Source organism: Streptomyces sp. CB09001 (assembly GCF_003369795.1).
GTDB lineage: Bacteria > Actinomycetota > Actinomycetes > Streptomycetales > Streptomycetaceae > Streptomyces.
Genome location: NZ_CP026730.1, coordinates 2,786,428 through 2,811,137 on the forward strand (window position 1 = coordinate 2,786,428; position 24,710 = coordinate 2,811,137).

22 protein-coding genes are annotated in these 24,710 nt (G+C 71.8%); 7 read left to right on the forward strand and 15 right to left on the reverse strand.

Annotated features, from left to right (window positions below):
* Window positions 1–208 precede the first annotated feature (208 nt).
* From C4J65_RS12830 to C4J65_RS12840, 3 genes are all read left to right on the forward strand, one after another.
* Entirely contained in the window at window positions 209–1,210 is a 1,002-nt protein-coding gene (locus tag C4J65_RS12830) for a fatty acid desaturase (RefSeq protein WP_115742533.1), read from the forward strand.
* Window positions 1,207–1,884: a TetR/AcrR family transcriptional regulator gene (locus C4J65_RS12835; RefSeq protein WP_115742534.1), complete on the forward strand. Its 678-nt coding sequence runs from the start codon at window positions 1,207–1,209 to the stop codon at window positions 1,882–1,884. The genes C4J65_RS12830 and C4J65_RS12835 overlap by 4 nt, the downstream gene beginning before the upstream one ends.
* Window positions 1,885–1,958: 74 nt before the next feature.
* Window positions 1,959–3,134 (forward strand): CaiB/BaiF CoA-transferase family protein, encoded by a 1,176-nt coding sequence (locus tag C4J65_RS12840; protein ID WP_115742535.1) that lies wholly within the window; start codon window positions 1,959–1,961, stop codon window positions 3,132–3,134.
* Window positions 3,135–3,147: 13 nt separating this feature from the next.
* Here C4J65_RS12840 and C4J65_RS12845 read toward each other — a convergent pair whose 3' ends face one another.
* Both C4J65_RS12845 and C4J65_RS12850 read right to left on the reverse strand, forming a co-directional pair.
* Entirely contained in the window at window positions 3,148–3,525 is a 378-nt protein-coding gene (locus tag C4J65_RS12845) for a VOC family protein (RefSeq protein WP_115742536.1), read from the reverse strand.
* Window positions 3,522–4,361, reverse strand: a complete 840-nt coding sequence (locus C4J65_RS12850) for a trans-aconitate 2-methyltransferase (RefSeq protein ID WP_115742537.1) — start codon at window positions 4,359–4,361, stop codon at window positions 3,522–3,524. Before C4J65_RS12850 ends, C4J65_RS12845 begins: the two co-directional genes overlap by 4 nt.
* Before the next feature lie 119 nt (window positions 4,362–4,480).
* On the opposite strand from C4J65_RS12850, the gene tamR reads away from it, so the two are divergent.
* Entirely contained in the window at window positions 4,481–4,978 is a 498-nt protein-coding gene (gene tamR / locus C4J65_RS12855) for a MarR family transcriptional regulator TamR (protein ID WP_115742538.1), read from the forward strand.
* On the opposite strand, the gene C4J65_RS12860 is transcribed toward tamR, so the two are convergent.
* Both C4J65_RS12860 and C4J65_RS36330 read right to left on the reverse strand, forming a co-directional pair.
* Entirely contained in the window at window positions 4,937–5,716 is a 780-nt protein-coding gene (locus C4J65_RS12860) for a response regulator transcription factor (protein WP_115742539.1), read from the reverse strand. The genes tamR and C4J65_RS12860 overlap by 42 nt on opposite strands.
* Window positions 5,717–5,726: 10 nt before the next feature.
* Window positions 5,727–6,437: an IS200/IS605 family accessory protein TnpB-related protein gene (locus tag C4J65_RS36330; protein ID WP_240330411.1), complete on the reverse strand. Its 711-nt coding sequence runs from the start codon at window positions 6,435–6,437 to the stop codon at window positions 5,727–5,729.
* A gap of 698 nt (window positions 6,438–7,135) precedes the next feature.
* Here C4J65_RS36330 and C4J65_RS12875 point away from each other — a divergent pair.
* Window positions 7,136–7,591: a GNAT family N-acetyltransferase gene (locus tag C4J65_RS12875; RefSeq protein ID WP_115742541.1), complete on the forward strand. Its 456-nt coding sequence runs from the start codon at window positions 7,136–7,138 to the stop codon at window positions 7,589–7,591.
* A gap of 5 nt (window positions 7,592–7,596) precedes the next feature.
* Here the strand turns inward: C4J65_RS12875 and galK are convergent, their stop codons facing one another.
* Genes galK through galT form a run of 3 tightly spaced genes read right to left on the reverse strand, consistent with a single transcriptional unit; the run spans window position 7,597 to window position 10,819 of the window.
* Window positions 7,597–8,760: a galactokinase gene (galK, locus tag C4J65_RS12880; RefSeq protein ID WP_115742542.1), complete on the reverse strand. Its 1,164-nt coding sequence runs from the start codon at window positions 8,758–8,760 to the stop codon at window positions 7,597–7,599.
* A 38-nt stretch (window positions 8,761–8,798) separates the two neighbouring features.
* The gene (gene galE / locus C4J65_RS12885; protein ID WP_115742543.1) at window positions 8,799–9,761 is read right to left on the reverse strand and encodes a UDP-glucose 4-epimerase GalE; all 963 of its coding nucleotides are present in this window, start codon (window positions 9,759–9,761) and stop codon (window positions 8,799–8,801) included.
* Window positions 9,758–10,819 carry a galactose-1-phosphate uridylyltransferase gene (galT, locus tag C4J65_RS12890; RefSeq protein WP_115742544.1) on the reverse strand — a complete coding sequence of 354 codons (1,062 nt, stop codon included), beginning with the start codon at window positions 10,817–10,819 and terminating at the stop codon, window positions 9,758–9,760. Before galT ends, galE begins: the two co-directional genes overlap by 4 nt.
* A 201-nt stretch (window positions 10,820–11,020) precedes the next feature.
* On the opposite strand from galT, the gene C4J65_RS12895 reads away from it, so the two are divergent.
* Both C4J65_RS12895 and C4J65_RS12900 read left to right on the forward strand, forming a co-directional pair.
* Window positions 11,021–12,709, forward strand: a complete 1,689-nt coding sequence (locus C4J65_RS12895; RefSeq protein WP_115742545.1) for a sodium:solute symporter family protein — start codon at window positions 11,021–11,023, stop codon at window positions 12,707–12,709.
* Window positions 12,710–12,730: 21 nt separating this feature from the next.
* Window positions 12,731–13,039 carry a hypothetical protein gene (locus C4J65_RS12900; RefSeq protein ID WP_115742546.1) on the forward strand — a complete coding sequence of 103 codons (309 nt, stop codon included), beginning with the start codon at window positions 12,731–12,733 and terminating at the stop codon, window positions 13,037–13,039.
* 464 nt (window positions 13,040–13,503) lie between these two features.
* On the opposite strand, the gene C4J65_RS12910 is transcribed toward C4J65_RS12900, so the two are convergent.
* From C4J65_RS12910 to C4J65_RS12945, 8 genes are all read right to left on the reverse strand, one after another.
* Window positions 13,504–14,178, reverse strand: a complete 675-nt coding sequence (locus tag C4J65_RS12910) for a LuxR C-terminal-related transcriptional regulator (RefSeq protein WP_115742547.1) — start codon at window positions 14,176–14,178, stop codon at window positions 13,504–13,506.
* A gap of 210 nt (window positions 14,179–14,388) precedes the next feature.
* Window positions 14,389–16,212, reverse strand: a complete 1,824-nt coding sequence (locus tag C4J65_RS12915; protein ID WP_205350998.1) for a PQQ-binding-like beta-propeller repeat protein — start codon at window positions 16,210–16,212, stop codon at window positions 14,389–14,391.
* 107 nt (window positions 16,213–16,319) lie between these two features.
* Window positions 16,320–18,119, reverse strand: a complete 1,800-nt coding sequence (locus C4J65_RS12920; protein ID WP_115742549.1) for a PQQ-binding-like beta-propeller repeat protein — start codon at window positions 18,117–18,119, stop codon at window positions 16,320–16,322.
* A 260-nt stretch (window positions 18,120–18,379) separates the two neighbouring features.
* Window positions 18,380–20,194, reverse strand: a complete 1,815-nt coding sequence (locus C4J65_RS12925) for an ABC-F family ATP-binding cassette domain-containing protein (RefSeq protein WP_115742550.1) — start codon at window positions 20,192–20,194, stop codon at window positions 18,380–18,382.
* A 57-nt stretch (window positions 20,195–20,251) separates the two neighbouring features.
* Window positions 20,252–21,151, reverse strand: a complete 900-nt coding sequence (locus tag C4J65_RS12930) for a 4-(cytidine 5'-diphospho)-2-C-methyl-D-erythritol kinase (protein ID WP_115742551.1) — start codon at window positions 21,149–21,151, stop codon at window positions 20,252–20,254.
* A 7-nt stretch (window positions 21,152–21,158) separates the two neighbouring features.
* A complete protein-coding gene (gene rsmA, locus C4J65_RS12935) occupies window positions 21,159–22,037 on the reverse strand; it encodes a 16S rRNA (adenine(1518)-N(6)/adenine(1519)-N(6))-dimethyltransferase RsmA (protein WP_115742552.1) in 879 nt (292 codons plus the stop codon).
* Between the two features lie 364 nt (window positions 22,038–22,401).
* Window positions 22,402–23,700: a resuscitation-promoting factor gene (locus C4J65_RS12940; RefSeq protein WP_240330412.1), complete on the reverse strand. Its 1,299-nt coding sequence runs from the start codon at window positions 23,698–23,700 to the stop codon at window positions 22,402–22,404.
* A gap of 87 nt (window positions 23,701–23,787) precedes the next feature.
* A complete protein-coding gene (locus C4J65_RS12945; protein WP_115742554.1) occupies window positions 23,788–24,678 on the reverse strand; it encodes a TatD family hydrolase in 891 nt (296 codons plus the stop codon).
* Between the last annotated feature and the right edge of the window lie 32 nt (window positions 24,679–24,710).

The window sequence follows — 24,710 nt, forward strand, 5'->3', positions numbered from 1 at the left end:
TAATCAGAGCGGACCGCGCTGTCCGACCGACTCCCAGGATAGGTGTCGGCCAGGACGCGCAGGCTCTGGGGCTCTTGCCGCGCGGCCACGCACTGCCATACTTACGTCGCCGTAGGTTACGGAACCGTAGGAAAACCGTGCGTGGTTCCCGCAGCCCGGCAACGGCCACACCACACGACCCCCACCCTCGACCCCACAGGGGACGCGCATGACCACGAGTTCCGATGTGATCCCAGACGCTCCGCAGCCCGCCGCGGCGCCCTCCGCCACGCTGGGCGGTGAGCAGAAGCGGTCGATCGAGCAGATCACGCTGCTGCTGTTCATCACCCTTCCGTTCCTCGCGCTGGTGGCGGCGGTGCCACTGGCGTGGGGCTGGGGCGTGAGCTGGCTGGACCTGGGACTGCTGGTCTTCTTCTACTTCCTGGGCTGCCACGGCATCACCATCGGCTTCCACCGCCACTTCACCCACGGTTCCTTCAAGGCGAAACGGCCGTTGAAGATCGCGTTGGCGATCGCCGGCTCGATGGCCGTCGAGGGGCCGCTGGTCCGCTGGGTGGCCGACCACCGCAAGCACCACAAGTTCTCCGACGACGAGGGCGACCCGCATTCGCCGTGGCGGTACGGCGAGACGGTGCCCGCCCTGATCAAGGGCTTGTGGTGGGCCCACATCGCCTGGATGTTCGACGAGGAGCAGACGCCGCAGGAGAAGTACGCGCCGGACCTGATCAAGGACCCCGCGCTGCGGGCGGTCTCCCGCCAGTTCATCCTGTGGACCGTGGTGTCCCTGGCGCTGCCGGCGCTGATCGGCGGGCTGGTCACGATGTCCTGGTGGGGCGCGTTCACCGGGTTCTTCTGGGGTTCACTCGTGCGGGTGGCCCTGCTGCACCACGTGACCTGGTCGATCAACTCGATCTGCCACGCCGTGGGCAAGCGCCCGTTCAAGTCCCGGGACCGCTCGGGCAACGTCTGGTGGCTGGCGATCCTGTCCTGCGGCGAGTCCTGGCACAACCTGCACCACGCGGACCCGACCTCGGCGCGGCACGGGGTGATGCGCGGCCAGCTCGATTCGAGTGCCCGGCTGATCCGGTGGTTCGAGCAGCTCGGGTGGGCGTACGACGTGCGCTGGCCGTCACGCTCGCGTATCGATTCGCGCCGCAACGCGGATCAGGACGGCGCCCGCCGCCGGAAGGAGACGGCGAAGGCGGCATGATTGAGGCCGTGGCGACCGACTCCAGCAGCACCCCAAGCAACGAGAAGCCGCGGCGCGCACGTCGCACCCGGATGACCGGTGCCGAGCGCCGCCAGCAGTTGCTGGAGATCGGCCGCACCCTCTTCGCGGCGAAGGGTTTCGAGGGCACGTCGGTGGAGGAGATCGCGGCGAAGGCCGGGGTCTCCAAGCCGGTGGTCTACGAGCACTTCGGCGGCAAGGAGGGCCTGTACGCGGTGGTCGTGGACCGCGAGATGCGGCGGCTGCTCGACATGGTGACCGGCTCGCTGACCGCCGGCCACCCGCGCGAGCTGTGCGAGCAGGCCGCCTTCGCGCTCCTGGACTACATCGAGGAGTACACGGACGGCTTCCGCATCCTGGTCCGCGACTCCCCCATCCCGCAGTCGACGGGTACCTTCGCCTCCCTCATCTCGGACATCGCCACCCAGGTGGAGGACATCCTGGGCCGCGAGTTCAAGAGCCGCGGCTTCGACGCCAAGCTGGCCCCGCTGTACGCGCAGGCGCTGGTCGGCATGGTGGCGCTGACCGGCCAGTGGTGGCTGGACGTGCGCCGCCCGAAGAAGGCGGAGGTGGCGGCGCACCTGGTGAACCTGGCCTGGCACGGCCTGGACGGACTGGAGCCGAAGCCGCGGCTGATAGGGCACCGCAAGAGCTGAGAGCTGAGAGCTGGGGGCGGAGAGCTGAGGACTAAGGGCTGAGAGCTGAGGACTGAGGGCTGAGAGCTGAGGGCATGCAACCGCTGCGCGGAGTCACCGTCGTCGCGCTGGAGCAGGCGATCGCCGCGCCCTACGCCAGCCGTCAGCTCGCCGACCTCGGCGCGCGGGTGATCAAGGTGGAGCGCCCGGGGACGGGGGACTTCGCGCGGGCGTACGACACCCGGGTGCGGGGGCTGAGTTCGCACTTCGTGTGGGTCAACCGGAACAAGGAGTCCCTCACCCTGGACTTCAAGGATCCGCGCGGCCTGGAGCTGCTGCGCAGGCTGATCGCGGACGCGGACGTCTTCCTGCAGAACCTGGCGCCGGGGGCGGCCGCGCGGGCCGGACTGGGCGCGCGGGAGCTGCGGGCCGCGCATCCGGAGCTGATCGTGTGCGACATCTCCGGCTACGGCGCGCCGGGCCCCTACGCGGACCGCAAGGCGTACGACCTGCTGGTGCAGTCCGAGGCGGGGCTGCTGTCGGTCACGGGCACGCCGGACGAGATGGCCAAGGCGGGCATTCCGGTGTCGGACATCGCCGCCGGGATGTACGCGTACAGCTCGGTCCTGGGCGCACTCCTCGAACGCGGCCGGACGGGACGGGGCACGCACCTGGACGTGTCGATGCTGGAGGCCACCGTGGAGTGGCTGGGTTTCCCGCTGTACTACTCCTTCGAGGGCGGCGGTCCGCCGCCCCGGGCGGGCGCCTCGCACGCGACGATCTACCCGTACGGCCCGTTCACGGCGGGCGACGGGAAGGTCGTGATGCTGGCGGTGCAGAACGAGCGCGAGTGGCACGGCTTCTGCACGGGCTTCCTGGACCGTCCGGAGCTGGCCGGGCACCCGCACTACGCCACCAACGCGGACCGCGACGCGCACCGGGAGGAGCTGGGCGGGCTGATCGCGGCGCGGTTCGCGGAGCTGACCGCCGCCGAGGCGGTCGAGCTGCTCGACGCGGTGCCTGTGGCCAACGCGCGGGTGAACACGCTCGCCGAGGTGTGGGACCACCCGCAGCTGGCCGCGCGCGGACGGCTGCACGAGGTGTCCACGCCGGCCGGTCCGGTCCCGGCACTGGCACCGCCGGGACCGGCCGGCAACGCGCCCCGTATGGAGGCGGTCCCGGCGCTGGGCGAGCACACCCGCGCCGTACTCGGCGGCCTCGGGCTGTCGGAGGAGGACATCGACGCGCTCGCCGCGGACGGCGTGGTGTGAACCCGGCCGGGGGTCAGGGGCGGGCGGGTCCGTCCGGTTCCAGGAACTCCAGGCGGTTGCCGACCGGATCGGCGCAGTAGAAGCGCCGGTGGCCGGGGAGGTCGTCGTCCCAGGTGACGGGCGCGCCGTGGGCCTCCAGACGGGCGGCGTACGCGTCGATCCCGGTGACCCGCAGCCCGGGGTGGGCCTTGCGGGCGGGCCGGAAGCCGGCCGTCTCGACGCCCAGGTGGAGGTGGACGGTGCCGGCCCGGAACCAGCAGCCGCCGTGTGCGGCGAGCGCGGGCGGCTTGGGGACCTCGGTCATGCCGAGGACTCCGGTGTAGAAGGCGCGCAGGGGCTCCTCGGCGCCGGGCGGCACGGCGAGCTGCACGTGGTCGAGACCGGTGATCATCGGCCCGCCTCCCCCGTGGCCCCCGCGGGCTTGCGTGCGACGGCGAAGACGCGGCGGAAGGGGAACGGGGTGCCGTGCGCCTGGGCGGGGTAGGCGGCGCGCAGGACGGCCCGGTACTCGTGGACGAACGCGTCGCGGGCCGCCGGGTCGCCGTCGAGGGCGTCCAGCACGGGCCGCAGCCCCGTCCCCCTGACCCAGTCGAGGACGGCGTCGTCGCCGGTCAGCAGGTGGACGTACGTCGTCTCCCACACGTCGGCGGTGCAGCCGGCGGCGGTCAGGCGGGCGAGGTAGCCCTCGGGGGTGAGGACGGCGTCGTCGTGGCGCAGGACGCCGTCGAGGCGGTCCCGCCAGCGCCGGGAGCCGGCGAGTTCGCGCATCAGGCGGTGGCTGGGGGCGTCGAAGTTGCCGGGCACCTGGAGGGCGAGGGTGCCGCCGGGGGCGAGGCGGTCGATCCAGCCGGGGAAGAGGTCGGCGTGGCCGGGGACCCACTGGAGGGTGGCGTTGCTGACGAGGAGGTCGCAGGGCTCGTCGGGGGTCCAGGTGCGGGCGTCGGCATGGGCGAAGTCGAGGTGCCCGCCGCCGGGGGTGGGGCCGGCGTACTGCCGGGCGCGTTCGAGCATCCGGGGCGAGTTGTCGTAACCGGTGATGCGGGCGGCGGGCCAGCGGTCGGCGAGCAGCACGGTGACGTTGCCGGGTCCGCAGCCGAGGTCGGCGATGCGGGGCGAGTCCGCGGGCAGGTCCGGTATCCGGGCGAGAAGGTCGGTGAAGGGGCGGGCGCGGTGGCCGGCGTGACGCAGGTACTGGGCGGGGTCCCAGGTGGGGGCGGTGGCGGGCATGGAGCCTCCAGAGGGTGTCCGTGCGGGACGGGTACCCAGCGTCACCCGCAATGTATCTCGACGTCAAGACAGTTGACTTCAAGAGACTTCACGTCGACACAACCACTACACTGATCGTCATGGAGGACGAGGTCGATCGGCTGGTCGCAGCGTGGCGCCGGGAGCGCCCGGACCTCGACGTGGAACCGCTCGAGGTGCTGAGCCGTGTCAGCAGGCTGGCCCGGCACCTGGACCGCGCACGCCGGCTGGCCTTCTCCGAACACCAGCTGGAGCCGTGGGAGTTCGACGTGCTGACGGCGCTGCGCCGCGCGGGCGCCCCGTACCAGCTCTCACCGGGGCAGCTCCTCACCCAGACCCTGGTCACGTCGGGCACGATGACCAACCGGATCGACCGGCTGACCAAGAAGGGCCTGGTGGAGCGCCTGCCCGATCCCAGCGACCGACGCGGCGTCCTGGTCCGGCTCACGGACGAGGGCCGGGACCGTGCCGACCAGTCCCTGGCGGGCCTGCTGGCCCAGGAGCGCGCGATCCTGGGCGAACTCTCCCGCGCCCAGCGCACCGAGCTGGCGGCCCTGCTACGCCAGCTGACCGCCCCGTTCGACAACATCCCCGGCTGAGGGCCCGTCCAGATCCGCCGGCCCCACCCCCGCCCTGCGGGCCAGCGCCACGGCGGCCAGGGTGGAGTGGACGCCCAGCTTGCCCAGGACGTTCTGCATGTGGGTGCGGACCGTGTGCGGGGACAGGTACAGCCGCTCCGCGACCGCCTTGCGGCCCAGCCCGGCGACCATGCAGCGCAGCACCTCGCGCTCGCGCGGGGTCAGCGACTCCACCAGCAGCTCGCTCTCGGTGCGGTGCTTGCGGGCGGCGGTCAGCTCGCGCAGGACGCCGGTGAGCAGGGCCGGCGGCAGGTGCGTCTCGTCGCGCAGGACACCCCGGATGACGCTGAGCAGCCGCGACAGGGAGCAGTCCTTGGCCACCCACCCCGAGGCCCCGGCGCCCAGGGCGAGGGCCGCCCGCCGCGGGTCGTCCTTCTCGGCGAGGACGACGGTCCGTACGCCCGGCTGGCCCGAACGCACCCCGGCGACCAGCGAGATCCCGTCCACCAGCCCGTCCTCGTTGCCGTCCCGCACCGGCACGGCGGGCCGGACGCCGGGCACGTGGCCGCCCAGGTCGGCGTCGACGAGCAGCACGTCGAACCGCCGCCCCTCGGACGTCGCCCGCTCCAGGCAGCGCAGTGCGGCCGGACCGCTGCCGGCCGCGGAGACGTCGACGTCGGGCTCGGCGGCCAGGGCGGCCGCGAGCGACTCGGCGAAGATGCGATGGTCGTCGACGACCAGGACTCGGATGCGAACCACGAAACCGTTCCTATTCAGTCGGCAGGAGTGAGTTTTGGACCCGTTCCTGCCCGCTGCGGGCACCCCGAACGGTGTTGGGTGTCCTGGTCGCCCGCGTTCGCGCCGTGTCCGGTGGCACGGATCGTGTCCGTGATCCGGGGATACGGGGGCAGGGTCCCTCACGCCCAGGAGGTTCCGGTCCGGCCTGGACGGTCCGATGCCCGCATCCATCGCTCCGGTGGGTGCGGGGCGGTGCCGTCCGACGCCGGACGGGAAAGCCCTGGGCGCGTCGCCCGATCGCGATGCTCGCCGCATCGTGCCGGGTCGTCCTACGGGTGGAGGTGGTGAGGGGCTTCTGCCAGTGCTGGGCGCCCCATTTGCTGGTGTAGGCGGGGTCGACGGCGATGATGGTGATGCCGGTTGCGTCGGCCATGGAGGTCAGGCGGGCGCGGAGCCGTGCGGTGGGCATGCCGGAGATCAGCTGCCGGAATCGCCTCCTCGCACCATGCTTCTCCCTGGTCTTCTCAGCGGTGAAGTCGAGGTCCTCGACGGCGATCGCCTTCACACCGCGGGCGGTGGCCCAGTGCAGGAGCCGGGTCAGGGCGTGGCGGACCCGAGCGTCGCGATGCTCGGCCGGGCCGGCGAGGTCGTAGGAGAAGCAGCGGGAGTCTCCGCCCGGATTGCCGTGAGTGTTCAGGTGCCAGGCGGCGAGGTGGTCGGCGTTCATATCGACCCCGATCACCCCCTCCACCGATGCGGCGTCATGATCCAGCCCGTCACGACAACGCGTCTTCAGGTCCCGGGACGCCAGTGCGCCCGGATGCGCACCCACCTGCCGTAGTACCTCCGCGTGCATGGCAGTGAGCTGCCCCAGCCGGGTACGCACAGCCACCCCCGACGGACCCGGCACGACCAACGGCGCCCCGATCTTCCGTAGACCACCCATCCCCGCACCCCCGATCAGTCACGATGACCCTGCACACCGCCCTCAACGAACACCCACGCCCAACGTCACGCATTCGACAGGCGAACTCTCGTTCGCTTTCGGAAGCAGACCCTTCTCAACCCACCATCACGCTCACCGATTCACCCCGGAGCACACTCGTACGCAGTCAACGGCCAGCGGTTCCCAACCCCCTCCCCCGAGCTCCGCCAGGAGCAGGGGATACCCATCGTCTGTCCGTCCTCGGATGACGGCACCGGCACGGGTACGACGCCCAGGGCCCTGCATCCAGCTGTGCTGTTGTGCTCGGTACTCCGGGACGGATCGCCGCAGCCGCACGGCCGCCGCCGTGCAGTAACCGCTACCCCCACCCCGGGAGTCGTACCCGGCTGTCTCGCCCCCTGAACGGCACCGGCCCCCACCGGTGCTGCTCATCAGAGTACGGACGGGCGCCGGGAGCGGAAGGCTATTTGCAGAACTGACTCGGCGGCACGTTTATGGTGAGCCGCATGTTTCGTCTTGTGACAGAAGTCGACAAGGAACGGCGCGATCTGCTGCGCACCCGCCTGCGGGAGACGAACACAGCGGCCTCCTCCGTCCTGCGTTCCCTGCGCGGAACCCCTCACGAACGCGAATTCCCGCTGCACGTGTGGGTGCTGGACGCCACCGGTGGCCTGGCGGGCGGCCTGGTCGGGCACACCTGGGCGACCTGGCTCCACGTGACCTACCTGTGGGTGGACGGCGGCCACCGCGGTGCGGGCCTCGGCTCCGCCCTCCTCGACGAGGCGGAACGCACCGCCCGCACCGAACGCCGCTGTGCCGCCGCCCGGGTGGAGACCTGGGACTTCCAGGCCCCGGGCTTCTACACGAAGCGCGGCTACGACGTCATGTGCGTGATCCCCGACTACCCGCCGGGGATCACGGAGTACACGCTGGTGAAGCGGCTCGGCTGACCGGCTCAGACCAGCCGCCGCGCCCCCGCCGAGGGCACCGCCCCGAACACCCGCGGGGCTTTGAAGCCCGACGCGGCGAACGCGTCCTCCACCGCCTTGGTGACGGCGTCCACGTCGGCGGCCTCCACCAGGACGATCGCCGAGCCGCCGAAGCCGCCGCCGGTCATCCGGGCGCCGAGGGCGCCGGAGGCCAGGGCCGTGTCGACGACCAGGTCAAGCTCGGGGCAGGAGATGCGGAAGTCGTCGCGCAGTGAGGCGTGGCCCTCGACGAGGACGGGGCCGATGGCCCGGGTGTCGCCGGACTCCAGCAGCGACACCACCCGCTCGACGCGCTCGTCCTCGGTCACCACGTGCCGGACCAGACGGCGCACCTCCTCCTCGTCGCCCAGCCGCTCCAGCGCCGCGTCCAGCCCGGCGTAGGGCACGTCGCGCAGCGCGTCGACGCCCAGCAGCGCGGCGCCCTTCTCGCAGCCCGCGCGGCGCTTGCCGTACTCGCCCTCGCTGTGGGAGTGCTTGACCCGGGTGTCGACGACCAGCAGGCGCATCCCCTCGGCGGCGAGGTCGAAGGGGATCTGCCGCTGGGAGAGGTCGCGGGTGTCGAGGAACAGGGCGTGGCCCGTCTCGCAGCAGGCGGACGCCGTCTGGTCCATGATGCCGACGGGGGCGCCGACGTAGACGTTCTCCGCGCGCTGGCACAGCCGGGCCAGCTGCCAGCCGCGCAGGCCGAGGGAGTAGAGGTCGTTCAACGCCAGTGCCACCACGACCTCCAGGGCCGCCGAGGACGAGAGCCCCGCGCCCGACGGGACGGTCGAGGCCAGGTGGACGTCGGCGCCGGTCAGCTCGTGGCCCGCCTCGCGCAGCGCCCAGACGACGCCCGAGGGGTACGCGGTCCAGGACTTGTCCGAGCCGGGGGTCAGGTCGGCGACGCGCAGCTCGACCGGTCCGGCGTCGATGTCCGCCGAGTGCAGGCGCAGGACGCCGTCGTCGCGCCGGGAGACGGCCGCGACGGCCTGGTGCGGCAGGGCGAACGGCATGACGAAGCCGTCGTTGTAGTCGGTGTGCTCCCCGATGAGGTTCACCCGGCCCGGCGCCGCCCACACCCCCTCCGGCTCCGCCCCGTACAGCTCCCGGAACCGCTCGCCTACGATTCCCGCGACAGCCTCGCCCATGCCCTGACCCCTCGCCCTTCCGGTGACTGCGGTACGTACTAGCCCGCGCGCCGCTGCGTGAACTCCCACGCGTCCGACACGATGCCCGCGAGGTCCGCGCGGGACGGGTTCCAGCCCAGTTTCTCGCGGGCGGTGTCGGCCGACGCCACGAGGACCGCCGGGTCGCCGCCCCGGCGCGGGGCCACCACCTCGGGAATCGGATGGCCCGTCACCCGCCGCACGGTCTCGACGACCTCGCGGACGGAGAAGCCGTTGCCGTTGCCCAGGTTGCAGACGAGGTGCTCGCCCGGGGTGGCGGCCTCGACGGCCAGCAGGTGGGCCTCGGCCAGGTCGGCGACGTGGATGTAGTCGCGCACACAGGTGCCGTCCGGCGTCGGGTAGTCGTCGCCGTAGACGGAGATGGCCTCACGGCGGCCCTGCGCCACCTGGAGGACCAGCGGAATGAGATGCGACTCGGGGTCGTGGCGCTCGCCGTACTCCCCGTACGCGCCCGCGACGTTGAAGTACCGCAGCGAGACCGCGCCCAGGCCGTGGGCCGCCGCCTCCCCGGTGATCATGTGGTCGACGGCCAGCTTGGAGGCGCCGTACGGGTTCGTGGGCCTGGTCGGCGCGGACTCGGTGATCGGCACCTGCTCGGGCTCGCCGTACGTGGCGGCGGTGGAGGAGAAGACGAGCCGCCGCACGCCCGCGCCCCGCATCGCCTCCAGCAGCGCCATGCTGCCACCGACGTTGTTGTCCCAGTACTTCTCGGGCTTCACGACCGACTCGCCGACCTGGGAGAAGGCGGCGAAGTGCAGCACGCCGTCGAACGAGGCGTCCAGCCACTTGGCCGCGTCCCGGATGTCGCCCTCGACGAACGAGGCCCCCGCCGGAACACCCTCGCGGAAACCGGTCGACAGATTGTCGAGCACGACGACCTCGTGCCCCGCCTCCACCAAGTGCTGGGCGACGACGCTGCCGACGTATCCCGCACCACCTGTCACCAGGTACTTCCCGCTCATGAACTCGCTACCTCTCGCAGTCGCTCGGCCGCGCGCTCCGGGGGTACGTCGTTGATGAACACGTTCATTCCGGATTCGGAGCCCGCGAGGAACTTCAGCTTGCCGGACGTACGGCGGATAGTGAAAAGTTCCAGGTGGAGCGCGAAGTCGTCGCGCGTCACACCCTCGAACTCCTCCAGCTGCCCGAACGGCGCCTGGTGCCAGGCCGCGATGTAGGGGGTCGGGGGCTCGCCCTCGCCGAAGATCCGGTCGAAGCGCCTCAGCAGCTCCAGGTAGACCTTGGGGAATTCTGTGCGAGCCGCCTCGTCGAGCCCGAGCAGATCGGGCACCCGCCGCTTCGGGTAGAGGTGCACCTCGTACGGCCAGTGCGCCGCGTACGGCACGAAGGCGGCCCAGTGCTCACCCTCCAGGACAACCCGCTCACCGGCCAGCTCCTCCTCCAGCACGGCGTCGAACAGGTTGTCCCCGCCCGTCGCGTCCTTGTGGGCGGCGAGTGAACGGAGCATCAGGGCGGTGCGGGGGGTGGTGAACGGGTAGGCGTAGATCTGCCCGTGCGGGTGACCCAGCGTCACCCCGATCTCGGCGCCCCGGTTCTCGAAGCAGAACACCTGTTCAACGCAGGGCAGATGGGACAGCTCGGAGGTGCGGTCCGTCCAGGCGTCGAGCACCAGCCGGGCCTGCTCCTCGCTCAGGTCGGCGAAGGAGGCGTCGTGGTCGGAGGTGAAGCAGACGACCTCGCAGCGGCCGGAGTCGCCGGCCAGCGACGGGAAGCGGTTCTCGAAGACCACCACGTCGTAGGCGGAGTCCGGAATCTCGCTCAGCCGCTCCCCGGCCGACGGGCACAGCGGGCACTGGTCGGCCGGCGGATGGTAGGTGCGCCCCTGCCGGTGCGAGGCGACGGCGACCGAGTCGCCGAGCAGCGGGTCGCGACGCACCTCGGACGTGGTGACGGTCCGTTCCAGCGGACGGCGGTCCACGGCGTCGCGCACGGTGTCGTCACGCAGGTCGTAGTAGACCAGCTCACGGCCGTCCGCCAGCCGGGTCGAGGTCTTCTTCACTGCCGCACTCCTCTGCACCCACCCATGACAGTCACCAGGACACCCGTCAATCATCCAACACAATCAAACATAACACATCACAACCCACCACCCCCACACCACATCACAATCAAACAAAGTTCATCACCAAAAGTGTTCAATTACTGAACGCGGAGGCGTAGGTTCCGCTCCGGATCAGTTCGCGAACGAAGCGAGTGCTTAATGCAAACCCCCACAAGCTCCACATACCTAGCCGCAGAGCTTCGACTCCCCACCAACTGGCTCGACTACACGATCCTCGGGATCTACTTCGTGGTCGTCCTGGGCATCGGCTTCGCCGCCCGCCGCTCGGTCAAGACCAGCCTGGACTTCTTCCTGTCCGGCCGTTCCCTGCCCGCCTGGGTCACCGGACTCGCCTTCGTCGCCGCCAACCTGGGTGCCACCGAGATCCTCGGCATGGCCGCCAACAGCGCCCAGTACGGCGTCTACACGACCCACTGGTACTGGATCGGCGCCATCCCGGCGATGGTCTTCCTCGGCCTGGTGATGATGCCGTTCTACTACGGCTCGAAGGTCCGGTCGGTCCCGGAGTTCCTCCTCCTGCGCTTCGACAAGGCCTCCCACCTCCTCAGTTCGGCCCTGTTCGCCGTCGCCGCCATCCTGATCGCCGGCGTGAACCTCTACGCCCTGGCGATCGTCGTCGAGGCACTGCTCGGCTGGCCGGAGTGGGTGGCCATCGTCGTGGCCGGTTTCTTCGTCCTGGCGTACATCACCCTGGGCGGCCTGTCCTCGGCGATCTACAACGAGGTCCTCCAGTTCTTCGTGATCCTGGCGGGCCTCATCCCGATCACCATCCTGGGCCTGAAGAAGGTCGGCGGCTGGGACGGCCTGTCCGACTCCCTCTCCAAGTCCCACGGCTCCGACTTCATGACGGCATGGGGCGGCACGGGCATCGGCAGCGAGAACCCGCTGGGCGCCAACTGGCTGACCATCGTCCTGGGCCTCGGCTTCGTCCTGTCCTTCGGCTACTGGACGACGAACTTCGCCGAGGTCCAGCGCGCCCTGTCCGCGAAGAACCTCTCAGCGGCCCAGCGCACTCCCCTGATCGCGGCCTTCCCGAAGATCTTCATCGTCTTCGTCGTCATGATCCCGGGCCTGGTCGCCGCGGTCCTCGTCCCGAAGATCGGCACCCCCGGCTCGGACCTCCAGTACAACGACGCGATCCCGTACCTGATGCAGCAACTGCTGCCCAACGGCGTCCTCGGCATCGCGGTGACGGGCCTGCTGGCCGCGTTCATGGCCGGCATGGCGGCCAACATCTCCTCCTTCAACACCGTCTTCACCACCGACATCTGGCAGAAGTACGTGGTGAAGGACCGCGAGGACGGCTACTACGTCCGCTTCGGCCGCCTGATCACGGTGATCGGCGTCCTGGCCTCCATCGGCACGGCGTTCCTGGCCTCGTCCTTCTCCAACATCATGAGCTACCTCCAGACGCTCTTCTCCTTCTTCAACGTGCCGATGTTCGTGGTCTTCATCATCGGCATGTTCTGGAAGCGGGCGTCGATGAAGTCCGGCTTCTGGGGCCTGATCGCGGGCACGACGGCCGCGATGGTGAACTACTTCGTCATCTACAAGCAGGGCATCATCGACATCCCGTCCGACCAGGGCGCCAACTTCGTCTCCGCGATCGCGGGCTTCGTCGCCGGTGCGGTGGTCATGGTCGCGGTGTCCCTGTTCACCGCGCCGAAGCCCAGCGCCGACCTGCAGGGCCTGGTGTACGGCACCACCTCCCCCGGCATGACGGAGCCGCCCGCCAAGGGCGACGACGCGTGGTACCGCAAGCCGGCGCTGCTCGGCTGGGGGGCGGTCGTCCTGGCCGCCGCCTGCTACATCCCGTTCTCGTTCTGATCGCGGGAGGATTGAGAGAGCATGTCTGATTCCTACTCCGACAAGAACCTGCAGGACGAGGTCTCCGAGCTGGAGACCAAGTCCGTCACCGCCGCGCGGCTGTTCGACATCCGGCGGATCATCGGCGGGCTGTTCGTGATCTACGGCGTCATCGTGACGATCGCGGGCTTCGTGGCGTCCGACGAGGACATCGACAAGGCGCAGGGGGTGAACATCAACCTCTGGACCGGGGTCGGGATGCTGGTCCTGGGCGTGTTCTTCCTGGCGTGGCTGAAGCTGCGGCCCACGGCGCCGCCGACGCCGCCGCTGGAGGAGGCCGACAAGGAGTGACGGTGTCTTCGTGACACCGCCCAGTGCACCGGCGCGTGACCGGCACCCGCGGAGGGTGTGGGCGCGGTGGTGGGGAGCGCAGCCCGGCGCTTACGGGGTGCCTCCCCCAGTGCCTGAACGGCCTGGGAGGTACCCCCACCGCCCACCCGTGCCGCCCCAGCGGCACGACTGCCCGCAGCGACGGCGGCGTGGCGACTGCCCGCAGCGACGGCGGGGGAGCCGCGTACGGCGACGAGCGGGACGCTGAGCGTCGGCGGGGAAAGCCGCGTACGGCGGCAAGGGGTCGTGTCGGGGGGTGTCCGCCCGCAGCGGTTGGCGCGTCAACGGAGTTCGCTTCTGTGGCCGACCGATTCCGCGCCGTTCCGAGGACGGACACCCCCCGGCGCGGCCCCGACCCACCCACCGCACGCACCGCGCCACGCGCACCCTCACCGAAGCCGCACAGGCCGCCGCAGGCACCCCGCTCAACCGCCGGAGGCACCCGCCCGGTCCAGCAACCCCGTCCGCGCCGCCAGCGCGGCGGCCTCGAGTCGGGAGCCCACGCCCAGTTTCATCAGGACGCGCTGGACGTGCGTACGGGCCGTGGAGGGAGCGATGCCCATGCCGGCCGCGATCAGCCGCGTGTCCTCCCCGTCCGCGACCCGCACCAGCACCTCCACTTCCCGCGGCGTGAGCATCTGCAACAGCCGCTGCCCCTCGTCGTCGGGCTGCGCGGCCGGGTTCAGCAGCTCACCGAACGCCCCCTGCAACAAGGCCGGCGCCACCGCGGCCTCCCCGGCCCGCGCCTTCATGATCGCCCGCTCGACGCCCTCTATGCGCTCGTCGTGCCGGACGTACCCCGCCGCCCCCGCCGCGAACGCCGCCGCGATGCCGCGAGGGCTCGGCACCGGGCCCAGCACCAGCACCGCCACCTGCGGACGCTCCCGCTTGATCCGTACCACCGGGTCGAAGTTCCCCGGCTCCGCCGGTGTCGCCGTCCCCAGCAGGCACACCTCCGGCGCCCGGCTGATCACCAGCTCCGCCGCCCCCGCGGCCGGCGCCGCCGCGGCCAGCACCCGGTGCCCCCGCAGCTTCAGCGCCGAGGCCAGCGCCTCGGCGAGCAATCGGTGATCGTCGACCACCATCAGCCGTACTCCCATGGAGCAACCCCCCAGTCACCCATTCGCCCATTCACCGGTCCCCGGCACGCCCCCCGGCATGTCCCCCGGAAGCTACACGCTAGCCAGCCCGCGCGCTGCCCCTACCGGTGAGAACCGCCCTGGAGTACCGAAATCCCCGGCAACGCGGCCGGCCCCGCCCCTGCGGACAGGGACGGGGCCGGAACGGCCACCCGAGCGACGCCTACGGGCTCACCCGCTGGTGCCGAACCCGATCGCCAGGTACTCCTTCTCGTCCGCGCTCGTCGGCTCACTGGCGAACACCTGCGACATGTACAGACGCCCCTGCGAGTAGAGCAGCTCGGAGTAGTCCGGCGACATGCTGGACTCCACGTCCCGCACCGCTTCCGTCGCCGGGTTCTCCAGCAGCGTGGTCTGCTTGAACGTCGTCCCGTCGATGCTCACGACCTGGCCGCCCTTGTCGTACGGCGGGCGCTTGTAGGCGATCACGTTGCCGCCGTCCATGCGCAGCGGGGTGATCGTGTAGTCCTCGCCCGAGTCCGCGCGCTGGCCGGTCTGCTTCCCGGTGGTCAGGTCGAAGGCGACGACCTCGTTGGCCCGGCTGTACGACTCGCCGCCGCCCTCGTGCTCCTCGGTCGCGATGTACAGCTTGCCGTTGCCGGCCGCGAGCCCGTTGCAGCTCTCGGTCTTGGTGATGCTGTCGCAGCGGGCCGCGAACTGGTCGCCGGGCGCCGAGATGCGGGTGAGCAGCTTGCCGGTCTTGTTGTCGATGGAGAAGAAGTCCGAGATGCCGCTGCCGTCCCCGGCGGAGTCACCGACGTCGGCGGCCACGACCAGCGGGTTGGTCGACACGACGCCCGCGTACTCGATGCCCTTGGCCATCTTGTACTCGGTGATCACCTTCCCGCTCTTCGGGTCGATGGTCTGGATGTTCAGCTGGCGGGCGTCGTACGAGCCGCACTTGCGCACCGCGACCAGCTTCTCGCCGCCGCCGTAGCCCGCGTCGTAGCAGGTGTCGGTCGTCTTCGGGGACCAGAGGATGTCGCCCTTGGCGATGCCGAAGGCCACGCCGCCGTCGCTGCTGCCCGCGGCGACGGTGTCACCGCTGATCGTGACGTTGTCGAAGGAGATCGGCCCCTCGCCGGCGGACTTCGTCCACACCTTCGTCCCGGCGTCCAGGTCGAGGACCGCGACCTGGGTGCAGCCGTGCGAGGGTTCGGCCTTGGTCGGCATGGCGGGCTGGTGGACGATCACCGTCTTGTTGTCGTCGGTGACGTGCCGCGTGACGGCGCACACGGGGCCGTCCAGCTTGATCGTCCACTTCTTGCTGCCCTTGTCGGGGTCGTACCCGTTGACCTCGGCGATGCCGCTCTTGGCGTACACCTTGTCGGTGAGCCAGGAGCCGGAGACGACGACGCTGTCGTCCTCCTTGCTCACCGCGGGCATCGGGACCTGGAAGAGCACCTTGGCGGCCGGGTCGGAGGGCGCCTTCTCCTTGGCGCCGGAGGCCTTGCCGCCGTCGCCGCCCTTCTGGTCCGTACCGCCGTCGCCGCCCGTGCCGCCGCTGGAGCCCGCGGTGTCGTCCTTGCCCCCGTCGTCGGAGGAACCGGCGTACCAGATCCCGCCGCCGATGATCAGGGCGATCGCGACGACGGCGGACACGATGATCGCGACCTGCGCGTTGACCTTCCGCCCACCGCCCGGCCCCGCGGCCTGCGGCTGCATGGGCATGGTGGCCGGCTGCGGATAGCCGTAACCGGCCTGATTGGGCTGGCCGGGCTGCCCGTAGGCCGGCGTCGGCTGCCCGTACGCCCCGGGCTGACCGGGCTGACCCGGCTGACCCGGGTACCCGTACCCGGGCTGGGGCTGCGGCGGCGTCTGCGGATACCCGTACCCCGGCTGCTGCGGCGGCGGCCCCGCCGGCGGGGTGGCCGGAGCCGCGGGCGCCTGCGGTGGGGTCTGCGGCGCAGGCGGCTGCGGCGGCTGGTTCTGCGGCGGGCCGAACCCGCCCCCCTGCGGGGGCTGGTTGGGCGGCGGGGGAGGCGGCTGGGTCATGACGTGAGTACCTCGGAGAGCGGAGACGACGGAGACGGAACGAGCCGCGGAACGGCGAAGTCAGACGAGAAGAAGGAGAAAGCGAAGAAAGAAGAGGTCACTTGCCGTCACTTGCCGTAAGCGAGCATCAACTTCTCCTTCGACTCGTCGTTCCCGGTCAGGCGGGTGCTGGAGATGAAGAACCGCCCGTCGACCCAGTCGATGTCCTTGGAGTAGAAGCTGTTCTCGATGTCCGCGACGCCCTGCGGGTTCTGCAGCAGCTTGGTGGGCTGGTGGCTGCTTCCGCCGGTCGGGATGGACACGACCTGACCGCCCGCGTCGTAGGACGGCTGGACGTACGCGACGAGCTGGTCGCCCTCGACCTTCAGCGGCATCATCGACTCGTCCGCGGGGGACTTGGTCCGCCACTTCTCCTTGCCGGTGGTGAGGTTGATCGCGACGATCTCGTTGGCGCCGCTGGTCGCCTCGGTCGGCAGGTAGAGCGTGCCCGCGGCGACGGCCACGCCCGTGCAGCCCTGGAGGTCGCGTTCCAGGATGGCCCAGCCGCACTCGGGCGCGAAGTCCTCGTCGACGCCGACCTGTTCCTGGACCTTGCCGCCGGCGGTGAAGCTGGAGATGTTCCAGACCTTCTTGTCCTCGTTGGTGGCGTAGACGACCAGCGGGTCGACGGAGTAGGCGCGGGCGATCCGCCAGCCCTTCTCGTACTTGTAGGTCCACAGGACCTTGCCGGTCTTCGGGTCGAGGCCCTGGAGTTCGTCGTGCGCGTTGTTGCCGCCGGCGCCGCAGGAGGCGACCTGGACGAGCTTGTTCGCGCTGCCCGCGAAGCCGGCGGGGAAGCAGGCGTCGCCGTACTTCTTCTTCTCGTACAGCTTCTTGCCGCTCTTGACGTCGTAGGCGGTGCCGGACTGGGAGCGGCCGACCATCATGGTGTTGCCGCTGAGCGAGAGTTCGAGGGAGAGCGTGGAGTCGAACAGGTCGCCGTCGGCGACCTCCTCGGACCAGCCCTTCTGGCCGGTGGCGAGGTCGATCTCCTGGAGCTTGTTGCACTTGGCGCGGTCGCTGGAGCCGCTCATGTAGGCGACGACGATCTTGTCGTCGCCCGTCTTCTCCGGGGTGACCGCGCAGATCTTCTCCGGGAAGGCGATCGGCTCCCAGGCGGGCTTGCCGTCGCCGACGTTGTAGGCGAAGACCTGCTTGTACGCCGCCTTCACCGCCGCCTTGCCGGTGATCCACATGCCGTTGGCGTCGGCACCGGAACCCGGGGCGTCGGGCGCCTCCTTGTACCAGAGCACCTTGGACTCGCCGGCCTGGCGGCCCTCGTTGAGGTCCTCGGGGTCCTCGCCGCCGTCGCCGCTGCCGTCACCGGGGTCGACCGGAGCGCCGCCCTTGGAGCCGGAGGGCTTGGGGTCGTCGGTCTTGGCGACGACGGGCTTCTTGTCCTTCTCGTCGTCACCGCCGCTCGCGGTGACCGCCCACACGCCGCCGCCGATGACGAGCAGGGCCGCGACGGCCGCGCCGATGGCGAGGGCGGGCTTGCCCTTGAAGGGGTTGCGGGACCCGGGGCCGCCGGGCGGCGGCGTACCGGGAACGCCGGGAGCGCCGGGGTACTGCTGCTGCGGATAGCCGTAGCCGGGCTGCTGGCCGTACGGCCCCGGCTGCTGCGGCTGGGCGGCGTACGGCCCGGAGTTGTACGGTCCGGGCTGCTGACCGTACGGCCCGGGCTGGGCGGGCTGACCGGGCTGGCCCGGCTGCTGCTGCGGATACCCGTACCCCGGCTGCTGCGGCGGCGGACCGGACGGCGGGCCCTGCGGGGGCGGCGGGGTCGGTGCCCCGAAACCTCCCGGCGGTGGGTCCTGCGGTGCTCCGAAGCCACCCGGCTGCGGCGGCTGATTCGGCGGCTGGCTCATCAGCGCGTTCCCCCTTATTACTCACTGATTTTTAGCCACGCCCCGGGTCACGCGCTGGCCCCGGAGTCGTCTACGGCGATCGTTCCACAAGCCTCGGACCGCCCTGGGACAGTCCTCGGACGGCCTTTCTATCACCCGCGCCCAACCGCCCACCGGGCCGCGTCCACCGCTGTTCCCAAGGGAGGACCGGCCCGTGATGCCACTGTTACGAGCCTTCACGCGCCCTTTACATCACCCGCGCGCCCGGCGCACGCGGTCGCTCAGGCGTCCTCGGCCAGTTCCAGCCAGCGCAGCTCCAGCTCGTCGCGCTGCCCCGTCAGCTCGCGCAGCTCGGCGTCCAGTTCCGCCACCTTCGCGAAGTCCGTCGCGTTCTCGGCGATCTGCGCGTGCAGCTTGGTCTCCTTCTCGGAGACCTTGTCCAGCTGCCGCTCGATCTTCTGCAGCTCCTTCTTGGCGGCGCGCACGTCGGCGGCGCTCTTCTCGGGTACGGCGGCGGCGGGCTTGGCCGCCACGGCCGGGGCGCTGGACGCGGCGGCCTCCTCCATGCGCCGGCGCCGCTCCAGGTACTCGTCGATGCCGCGCGGCAGCATGCGCAGCGCACCGTCGCCGAGCAGGGCGAAGACCCGGTCGGTGGTGCGCTCGACGAAGAACCGGTCGTGGGAGATGACGATCATCGAACCGGGCCAGCCGTCGAGGACGTCCTCCAGCTGCGTCAGCGTCTCGATGTCGAGGTCGTTGGTCGGCTCGTCGAGGAAGAGGACGTTGGGCTCGTCCATGAGGAGCCGCAGCAGCTGCAGCCGCCGCCGCTCACCGCCGGACAGGTCCCCGACCGGCGTCCACTGCTTCTCCTTCCCGAACCCGAAGGTCTCGCACAGCTGTCCCGCGGTCATCTCGCGGCCCTTGCCGAGGTCGACGCGCTCGCGGACGCGCTGCACGGCCTCCAGCACCCGCCAGTCCGGGTCCAGCTCGGCGACCTCCTGCGACAGGTACGCCAGCTTGACGGTCCTGCCGACCCGCACCTGCCCGCCCACCGGCTGCCGCTCGCCCTCGCTGCGGGCGGCCTCGGCCATGGCCCGGAGCAGGGAGGTCTTGCCCGCGCCGTTGACACCGACCAGGCCGATGCGGTCGCCGGGGCCGAGCTGCCAGGTGACGTGCTTGAGCAGCACCTTGGGACCGGCCTGGACGGTGACGTCCTCCAGGTCGAACACGGTCTTGCCGAGCCGGGAGGAGGCGAACTTCATCAGCTCGCTGCTGTCCCGGGGCGGCGGCACGTCGGCGATCAGCTCGTTGGCGGCCTCGACGCGGAAGCGGGGCTTGGATGTCCGCGCGGGCGCCCCGCGCCGCAGCCAGGCCAGCTCCTTGCGGACCAGGTTCTGCCGCTTGGTCTCCTCGGTCGCGGCGATGCGCTCGCGCTCGGCGCGGGCGAAGACGTAGTCGGAGTAGCCGCCCTCGTACTCGTAGACGTCGCCCTTCTGCACGTCCCACATGCGGGTGCAGACCTGGTCGAGGAACCACCGGTCGTGGGTGACGCACACGAGGGCGGACCGCCGCTCGCGCAGGTGCTGGGCGAGCCAGGCGATGCCCTCGACGTCGAGGTGGTTGGTGGGCTCGTCGAGGACGACCAGGTCCTGTTCCTCGATGAGCAGCTTGGCCAGCGCGATCCGGCGCCGCTCACCACCGGAGAGCGGGCCGATGACGGTGTCGAGGCCCTGTGGGAACCCCGGCATGTCGAGCCCGCCGAACAGCCCGGTCAGCACGTCCCGGACCTTGGCGTTGCCCGCCCACTCGTGGTCGGCCATGTCGCCGATGACCTCGTGGCGGACGGTGGCGGCGGGGTCGAGGGAGTCGTGCTGGGTGAGCACGCCGAGCCGCAGCCCGCCGGAGTGGGTGACCCGGCCGGTGTCGGGCTCCTCCAGCCTGGCCAGCATCCGGATCATGGTCGTCTTGCCGTCGCCGTTGCGCCCGACGACACCGATGCGGTCCCCCTCGGAGACGCCGAGGGACACGCCGTCGAGGAGTGCACGGGTGCCGTACACCTTGCTGACGTTCTCGACATTGACCAGATTGACGGCCATTTCTCTCCTGACTGGGGGATCACTCGACCCTCCAGGGTAGTCCGGCCGCCGTGGGCCTCAGTCCAGGACCGTGGCTCCCGCCGCCGCCCCCACCGCCGTACGCACGTCCCGGCAGGTCCCCGAGGCCCGCAGCACCCCGGCGATGTCGGAGGCGGACCTGGCGTCGGTCGCGAGGAAGGCCGTCGTCGGTCCCGAGCCCGAGACCAGGGCGGCCAGGGCTCCGGCCGCCCGGCCCGCCGCGAGGGTGTCGGACAGCTCGGGGAAGAGGGAGAGCGCGGCGGGCTGGAGGTCGTTGGTGACGGCGACGGCGAGCGCGGTGGCGTCGCCCTTCGCGAGGGCGTCGAGGACCGCCTGGTCGGCGGCCGGCTCGGGGATGTCCTGGCCGTCCGCCAGCCGGTCGAACTCGCGGAAGACGGCCGGCGTCGACAGACCCCGCGCGGCCAGCGCGAACACCCAGTGGAAGTCGCCCCCCACCTCCAGCTCCGCCAGCCGTTCCCCCCGCCCGGTGCCCAGCGCCGCCCCGCCGACCAGGCTGAAGGGCACGTCGCTGCCCAGCCCGGCGCAGATCTCGAGCAGCTCCTCGCGACCGGCGCCGGTTCCCCACAGGGCGTCGCAGGCGAGCAGCGCGCCCGCGCCGTCGGCGCTGCCGCCCGCCATGCCGCCGGCGACGGGGATGTCCTTGGCGATGTGGAGGTGGACGTCGGGAGCGCGGCCGTACCTCGCCGCCAGCACCTCCGCCGCGCGGGCCGCGAGGTTGGTGCGGTCCAGGGGGACCTGGTCGGCGTCGGGCCCCTCGCAGGTGACGCGGAGTCCGTCGGCGGCCGGGGTCGCGGTGATCTCGTCGTACAGGGAGACCGCGAGGAAGACGTTGGCCAGGTCGTGGAAGCCGTCGGGGCGGGCGGCGCCGACCGCGAGCTGCACGTTGACCTTGGCGGGGACGCGGACCGTCACGCTCACTTGCTCGTCACTCCCTGACTTCCTGCTGCTGCTTGTGCTCGGCGATACGCGCGAACTCTTCCACGGTCAGGGCCTCTCCGCGCGCCTGCGGGGACACGCCCGCGCCGACGAGGGCGGCCTCGGCGGCGGCGGCGGATCCCGCCCACCCGGCGAGCGCGGCCCGCAGGGTCTTGCGGCGCTGGGCGAACGCGGCGTCGACGACGGCGAAGACCTCGGCCTTGGACGCGGTCGTCTTGAGCGGCTCCGTCCGCCGGACGAGTGACACGAGCCCGCTGTCGACGTTCGGCGCGGGCCAGAAGACGTTGCGGCCGATGGACCCGGCCCGCTTGACCTCCGCGTACCAGTTCGCCTTCACGGACGGCACGCCGTACACCTTCGAGCCGGGTCCGGCGGCCAGCCGGTCGGCGACCTCCTTCTGCACCATGACGAGGGTCCGCTCGATGCCCGGGAAGGTGTCGAGCATGTGGAGGAGGACGGGGACGGCGACGTTGTAGGGGAGGTTCGCGACCAGGGCGGTCGGCGCGGGGCCGGGCAGCTCTCGCACGTGCATCGCGTCGGAGTGCACGAGCGCGAACCGGTCGGCGCGCTCCGGCATGCGGGCGGCGACGGTGGCGGGCAGGGCACCGGCGAGTACGTCGTCGATCTCGACGGCGGTGACCCGGTCGGCGGCCTCCAGCAGGGCCAGGGTGAGCGAGCCGAGACCCGGTCCCACCTCGACCACCACGTCGTCGGGGCGTACCTCGGCGGTGCGGACGATACGGCGGACCGTGTTGGCGTCGATGACGAAGTTCTGGCCGCGCTGCTTGGTGGGGCGTACGCCGAGGGCCGCCGCGAGTTCGCGGACGTCGGCGGGACCCAGGAGGGCGTCGGGGGTGGGGCTGCTCACCCCGCAAGGGTAGCCGGGGGCGCGTGGGCCTCACGCCCGCAGCGGAGCGCCGCGGACGGGCCGGCGCCCTCGGCCGGACGCCACGGGCGGCCCCGCGCCCGCACCCGGGACGGGCACCCTCACCCGCGCACCCGGCGCCACGGAAAGCCCCAGCCCCACACCAGCGCCACAGACGGGCCCGCGCCCTCGGCCGGACGCCACGGGCGGCCCCGCGCCCGCACCCGGGACGGGCACCCTCACCCGCGCACCCGGCGCCACGGAAAGCCCCAGCCCCACACCAGCGCCGCACGCAGCGGCCTCAGTCCGTAGCCGGGCGCCGCAGGCGGCGGCCTCAGTCCCGCAGCCGACGCCACGCGCAGCGGTCTCAGTCCCGCAGCCGGGCGCCGCAGTGCGGCCAGGCGTCGGCGCCGCTGCGTACGTACAGCTTCTGCGCCCGGTAGGTCTGCTCCGCGGCCGACGCGTCCTCGGGGCGGCCCGTGCCGCCCAGGTCGTGCCAGGTGGCGGTGTCGAACTGGTACAGCCCGCCGTAGGTCCCGGACGGGTCGACGGCGTCCGGGCGGCCGCCGGACTCGCAGGCGGCCAGGCCCTGCCAGTTCAGGTGGTCGGCGCCGTGGACGGAGGTCGGCCGGGGCCGGGTGCCGACCCGCACGACGCGCGGGCTGGGCTCGCGGACCACCTCGGTGCGCAGGCGGCGCGGCTTCTGCCGGACGCCGTTGACGGTGCGCAGGGCGTACGTGGTGCGGCGCAGCCCGGGCCGGCCCGCCTCCTGGACGACCTCGGTGCCCCGGAAGAGGGAGGCGTCCTCGGCCCGTCGCTCGTCGAAGGGGATCGGGTCCTCGCGGACCTCCTGGGACCCGGTGATCCGCAGCACCGTGACGGTCTGCCCGTCGCGCGGGAAGCCGGTCGCGGGGACGGACGTGGTGTCCTCGCCGCGCAGGGTGATGCCGGCCTCCTCGACGACCTCCCCCACGGTCGCGGCGTTGGTGCGGACGGTGCGGGTCCGGCCGTCCGCCATGACGGTCACCACCCGCTCGGTGCGCACCACCAGGGCGAGGCCCTCACGGCCGATGCGCCGGGAGGGCCCGGTGGACAGGTACGCGCCCTGCGTGCGCACCCCGAGCTGCCGCAGCGCGCCCGCCACCGTCCCCGCGGTCGTCCACACCTGGCGACGGTGGCCGTCGAGGGTGAGCAGCACGGGCCGTCCGTGGCGGACGGTGACGTCCTCGCCGCTGGTCAGCGGGGTGCCGGGGGCGGGTGCGAGCACGTCGTGGGCGCCCACCTGGACACCTTCCTCGGCGAGCAGTTCGCTCACGTCGTCGGCGAAGGTGTGCAGCGTGCGCGGGCTGCCGTCGACGGTCAGCTCGACCGCCTTGTCCTTGGCGACGAACGCGGTGGTGCCGCCCGCGAGGAAGGCCACCACCAGCGCCCGCGGCAGCAGCCGGCGCAGGGAGGCGTCCACGCGCCCCGCGCACCGCGCCCGGCGCCGGCGCTCGGCCCGCCCGCCGCCCTGCCGGGGCAGCGCGGGCACGGTCGGCTCGTGAACGGGCGGCGCGGGCCGGTACGTGTCGCCTCCGTACCCGTACGGCAGGGTCGGCGCGCTGTGCACGTCGTACGGTGCGAGGTACTCGTAAGCCTCTGCTGGCTCGAACTGCGTTGTGCTCACACCGACACGCTCCAGGGGTCCGGATCGGGCCCCCAGAACCTAGCGGAGGGCCGGTCACTCTCCCAAGCGACGCGACTACTCAGCGTGTCAGTATCCGAAGGCGCGGGCCGTGTTCGCGGCGAGGGCGGTCGCCAGGGTGTCCTCGCCGACGCCCCGCACGTCCGCCATGGCACGCACCGTGACCGGCACCAGGTAGGGCGCGTTCGGCCGCCCGCGGTAGGGCGCCGGCGTCAGGAACGGCGCGTCGGTCTCCACCAGGACCAGCTCGGGCGGGGCCACGGCGAGGGCGTCGCGCAGGTTCTGGGCGTTCTTGAAGGTGACGTTGCCGGCGAAGGACATGTAGTACCCGGCGCGGGCGCAGATCCCGGCCATGTCGGCGTCGCCGGAGTAGCAGTGGAAGACGGTGCGCTCGGGGGCGCCCTCCTCCTTCAGGACGCGCAGGACGTCGGTGTGGGCGTCGCGGTCGTGGATGACGAGGGTCTTGCCGTGCCGCTTGGCGATCTCGATGTGGGCGCGGAAGGAGCGCTCCTGGGCTTCCTTGCCCTCGGGGCCGGTGCGGAAGTAGTCAAGTCCGGTCTCGCCGACGCCCTTGACCTGCGGGAGTGCCGCGAGCCGGTCGATCTCCGCGAGGGCGTCGTCGAGGGCCGCGTCCCCGCCGGGCCGCCGTGCCTCCTGCCGGGACCAGCCGTCCGGGTCCCCGTGCACGATGCGCGGCGCCTCGTTGGGGTGCAGGGCGACGGTGGCGTGGACGGCGTCGTGCGCCGCCGCGGTCTCGGCGGCCCAGCGGGACCCCGCGAGGTCGCAGCCGACCTGGACGACGGTCGTGACGCCGACCGACGCGGCCTTGGCGAGTGCCTCCTCGACCGTGCCGGACTGCATGTCGAGGTGGGTGTGCGAGTCGGCGACCGGGATCCGGAGGGGCTCGGGGAGCGGGGGCGCGCCGTTCTTGTCGGACCGGCCGGAGGCGTTCGAAGGCATGCCTCGATCCTACGGAAGCTCCCGTGCGCCCC

Excerpts from the sequence above, each read along its gene's own strand:
- C4J65_RS12830 (WP_115742533.1), top strand. The coding sequence starts at position 209 with ATGACCACGAGTTCCGATGTGATCCCAGACGCTCCGCAGCCCGCCGCG.
- C4J65_RS12835 (WP_115742534.1), top strand. The coding sequence starts at position 1,207 with ATGATTGAGGCCGTGGCGACCGACTCCAGCAGCACCCCAAGCAACGAG.
- C4J65_RS12840 (WP_115742535.1), top strand. The coding sequence starts at position 1,959 with ATGCAACCGCTGCGCGGAGTCACCGTCGTCGCGCTGGAGCAGGCGATC.
- C4J65_RS12845 (WP_115742536.1), bottom strand. The coding sequence starts at position 3,525 with ATGATCACCGGTCTCGACCACGTGCAGCTCGCCGTGCCGCCCGGCGCC.
- C4J65_RS12850 (WP_115742537.1), bottom strand. The coding sequence starts at position 4,361 with ATGCCCGCCACCGCCCCCACCTGGGACCCCGCCCAGTACCTGCGTCAC.
- tamR (WP_115742538.1), top strand. The coding sequence starts at position 4,481 with ATGGAGGACGAGGTCGATCGGCTGGTCGCAGCGTGGCGCCGGGAGCGC.
- C4J65_RS12875 (WP_115742541.1), top strand. The coding sequence starts at position 7,136 with ATGGTGAGCCGCATGTTTCGTCTTGTGACAGAAGTCGACAAGGAACGG.
- galK (WP_115742542.1), bottom strand. The coding sequence starts at position 8,760 with ATGGGCGAGGCTGTCGCGGGAATCGTAGGCGAGCGGTTCCGGGAGCTG.
- galE (WP_115742543.1), bottom strand. The coding sequence starts at position 9,761 with ATGAGCGGGAAGTACCTGGTGACAGGTGGTGCGGGATACGTCGGCAGC.
- C4J65_RS12895 (WP_115742545.1), top strand. The coding sequence starts at position 11,021 with ATGCAAACCCCCACAAGCTCCACATACCTAGCCGCAGAGCTTCGACTC.
- C4J65_RS12900 (WP_115742546.1), top strand. The coding sequence starts at position 12,731 with ATGTCTGATTCCTACTCCGACAAGAACCTGCAGGACGAGGTCTCCGAG.
- C4J65_RS12910 (WP_115742547.1), bottom strand. The coding sequence starts at position 14,178 with ATGGGAGTACGGCTGATGGTGGTCGACGATCACCGATTGCTCGCCGAG.
- C4J65_RS12915 (WP_205350998.1), bottom strand. The coding sequence starts at position 16,212 with ATGACCCAGCCGCCTCCCCCGCCGCCCAACCAGCCCCCGCAGGGGGGC.
- C4J65_RS12920 (WP_115742549.1), bottom strand. The coding sequence starts at position 18,119 with ATGAGCCAGCCGCCGAATCAGCCGCCGCAGCCGGGTGGCTTCGGAGCA.
- C4J65_RS12925 (WP_115742550.1), bottom strand. The coding sequence starts at position 20,194 with ATGGCCGTCAATCTGGTCAATGTCGAGAACGTCAGCAAGGTGTACGGC.
- C4J65_RS12945 (WP_115742554.1), bottom strand. The coding sequence starts at position 24,678 with ATGCCTTCGAACGCCTCCGGCCGGTCCGACAAGAACGGCGCGCCCCCG.